Source organism: Arthrospira sp. PCC 8006 (genome assembly GCF_046480465.1).
Taxonomy (GTDB): domain Bacteria; phylum Cyanobacteriota; class Cyanobacteriia; order Cyanobacteriales; family Microcoleaceae; genus Limnospira; species Limnospira platensis.
The window spans coordinates 1-3,089 of the sequence record NZ_PKGG01000366.1; the positions used below are offsets into that span (position 1 = coordinate 1).

Consider the following 3,089-nt stretch of genomic DNA (forward strand, 5'->3'; position numbering starts at 1 on the left):
GTTGCTAAACTAGGGACATCAAAAGGTCCTTGTCTTGGACCAGAGCTAATGGTTGAGGCTCCAGTAGACAAGACATCAAAGTATGTTATCCCTATGCCTATGTTGCTGCTTTATAGGCTATCCTCTAACAGTCAAGACTTAGAACCAACAGAGGTTAGAAATTTAACTGTTTGGAAACCCGCCCCTAGAGGTAATACTGGAACGTCTAACGCTAACAGAAGAAAAGTACCTTCTGGCTTGAGTTATAACGTTGGTAAAAAGACAGGATTTTATCGTGTATTTATAGAAGGTCCTGATGTTGATGTAGATTCAGGAATATGGAGAAAGTATATAACAACAGGAACTAACTCAGGTAATAAAAATTTGCGGTTTATTACTTTAAAAGTTCCTAACATTTTCTCGATTAACTGCTTGCTATATGTTTTTGCGCATTATTGGACTATAAAACCAATATCACTCAGGACGCATCATAGATGGTATCGAATACCTGATAGAAATGATTATCCATTAGACGGCTTAGGAGAACTAACCACAGGTAAAACTGAAGCACCCAATCAAAAACAAGGGGAACAACCCGCTAACCCTCCAAGTAAAGGCAAAAACAGGAAAGGTAGATAATCGACTACTTGTTACTAAGTATATACCCGTTAACTCACAAAATAGGATTAACGGGTTTTTTGTATTTGTTATTATTTGTACATTCTATATATACTTAATGTGATATTTGATAATTTTATAAATAAGTGTAAATTGTATAATTTATATTTATTAAAAATAAACTAATCAAATAAGATGATTTTAATTAAATACAGTGATTTAAAACTCAACAACTTAATCGTATTTTGCAAAATGTGTTTTGTCAATGAGTTTTAAATCACTGACATGAATTCAAAAGAGCAAGGTAACTATACAGTTACAGAATCAATTGAAGGTAGCGTAACTGTAGAAAATGTAACTAATGTCAATACTAATAAAGTATTGACTCCTACAGAATACATTGAGACGTTGAGTCGGTTTAATCAGTTTACTAAGTTTCTGGAGTTGGTTAATACTTACCTTCCTTACCCCAAAACTTCATTAATTCAATCATTGACCAACAAACTCCAAACGTCGGAGATTATCAACTCAAATACCTTTTATCTGACATATTCAGAGATTGCCACACTTAAACGAGTCACCAACGCAATCCTGACGCTATTAAAAGCAGGTGGAGTAAAGCTACCTCGTAAGGTTACGGGAGCCATACAGGATGATATTAAYGCMCTAGAAGACCATCTATTGGGCTCTGAGAGTGATTTAGAGGATGAAGATAATGAAGTCAACCCATTTTCTAGTTGGTTAGATTAATCCCACACCAAAAACAAAACCGCTTATGTGCTTTTAAAATAGAGTCCCTAAAAAATTTACACATAAGCGGTAGCCACTAAGTATTAGGAAATTATAGCATGATACCACGTCATTGGTCCGAGGTTAGACTTAACCTACGAAACATCGCGTTAACCCCCTTGATGTATATCGGTCATTCCCTATATATCAAAGTTCCAATTTTAGACGGAAAGGGGTTTACATGGCAATCAACTTTGGTTAAGTTTGATAAGGATTTTATCGCTTATTTTATAGGCGAAATTCTTAAAAAATTAATACCATTACATCCTGACAAACTTGAGGAAATTTGTACAGAAGCCCTAGAGTTCTACAGGGCTGAATGGGATATATATCAAGCCGAAAACGGCGGGGATAGAGAACCTGATAATCCTAATACATCTTTCGGAGTGTACCCAAAAGATGAAAAATAAATACAATGCTAGAGGGCAAAAAATAGACGGCTATTATTTTCCAAGTGCATTTGAGTGTCGGGTTTATCACCTTCTACAAAAACATGATAATCAATTAATTGTTCACCCTAAAATGACATTAATTGAACATACAAAACCTTGGAAAAATATCACCTGGATTCCAGATTTTTATAGTCCGTTCTTTAATCGTTACATCGAAGTTAAGGGAGTATTAACTGATTCATTTAAGCTAAAAATGCAGTTATTGCAGTACCTTAATCCCGGCTTAGTCAATCAGTGTTGGTTTGTTGTAAGGGAGACATCCTACCGATGGCAAGGCATCTCATTTATCAATATCGACGAGTTTCAGGAGATTTTAAACAACTTAGAAATTCCAAGGACAAACAATGAATAAACTACACTACAGAGGGATTTTTGATATCACGGGAGAGCTGTTAAGTGCTACCTATAACCCGCATTTATTTGAGTATGAAACCACTCAAATAGCCTACCGGATACTAACCCCTATTGAGGACCATCAAACTTCACAACTCAAGGATTTAGCCTACTCCTATATGGGTTCGTATTTTCCCCGTGGAGGTTACAGGGGAACCTGTACAGTTAAATTAAATGATGAGGGTAAGTTACGGGTTTCAATTGTTGGGAATTCTCAGTTTTGGGATGTCTGCAAAAAAATCTCAAAAACAATCAATCATCAAAGGATAGTTAATCATGAGTATCGGATATTACGGCAAAAAACAGGACGATAAATTTAGTTATTGCAGTGCAGTTAAACCCGGTGAAACGGCAACCTTTCTAATTGTTGATTATGCACAATTCCGAATAAAACCACCTCATTTATGGGTGTTCGGAAAGGGTATTTCTGGGGATTTTCAGAATTTCAATGATAGGGATTGGAGTTATTCCAAAGGTGATAAAGAATTAATTGCTGTACGGTTTTGTATTGAAAAATACGAGACTGAATATAACGGCAAAAAACGAGAATACACCCCTACAATGCTAGAACTCGCATTGCTTAAAATAGTCGAAAGTGACTCAATGCTTACAGACGGTTCTGTGATGTTTTCAGCAACAATAAATCTAAGTCAATCATCAGTCAAACTTTCTGACAGGATATTAGAGGGAAATATCGGAGACGATAATTTAAACTCTGATATTTCTAATATCTTAGAAATTGAATGTATTAATCCATTCAATCAATCTGTCGCTACTTACTCAATCGGAGATATTAACGCTTTAATTGAATCCACAACTAAAAATAAAGCAGGATTAAATGGAAAAGCAAAATACAAA

At 35.3% G+C, this 3,089-nt stretch carries 6 protein-coding genes; all 6 read left to right on the plus strand.

Features of this window, described 5'->3' with window-relative positions:
• On the plus strand, positions 1–618 hold a 618-nt coding region (locus tag B9T16_RS27335; RefSeq protein WP_410246249.1), incomplete at its 5' end, for a hypothetical protein.
• A 264-nt stretch (positions 619–882) separates the two neighbouring features.
• Positions 883–1,347, plus strand: a complete 465-nt coding sequence (locus tag B9T16_RS27340) for a hypothetical protein (protein WP_014276602.1) — start codon at positions 883–885, stop codon at positions 1,345–1,347.
• A 98-nt stretch (positions 1,348–1,445) separates the two neighbouring features.
• The gene (locus B9T16_RS27345; RefSeq protein ID WP_410246250.1) at positions 1,446–1,796 is read left to right on the plus strand and encodes a hypothetical protein; all 351 of its coding nucleotides are present in this window, start codon (positions 1,446–1,448) and stop codon (positions 1,794–1,796) included.
• The gene (locus B9T16_RS27350; protein WP_410246251.1) at positions 1,786–2,190 is read left to right on the plus strand and encodes a DUF1064 domain-containing protein; all 405 of its coding nucleotides are present in this window, start codon (positions 1,786–1,788) and stop codon (positions 2,188–2,190) included. The genes B9T16_RS27345 and B9T16_RS27350 overlap by 11 nt, the downstream gene beginning before the upstream one ends.
• Positions 2,183–2,545 carry a hypothetical protein gene (locus B9T16_RS27355; RefSeq protein WP_410246252.1) on the plus strand — a complete coding sequence of 121 codons (363 nt, stop codon included), beginning with the start codon at positions 2,183–2,185 and terminating at the stop codon, positions 2,543–2,545. The genes B9T16_RS27350 and B9T16_RS27355 overlap by 8 nt, the downstream gene beginning before the upstream one ends.
• Positions 2,508–3,089, plus strand: a 582-nt coding sequence (locus tag B9T16_RS27360; RefSeq protein WP_410246253.1) for a hypothetical protein, incomplete at its 3' end; no start/stop codon positions are given. The genes B9T16_RS27355 and B9T16_RS27360, both read left to right, overlap by 38 nt.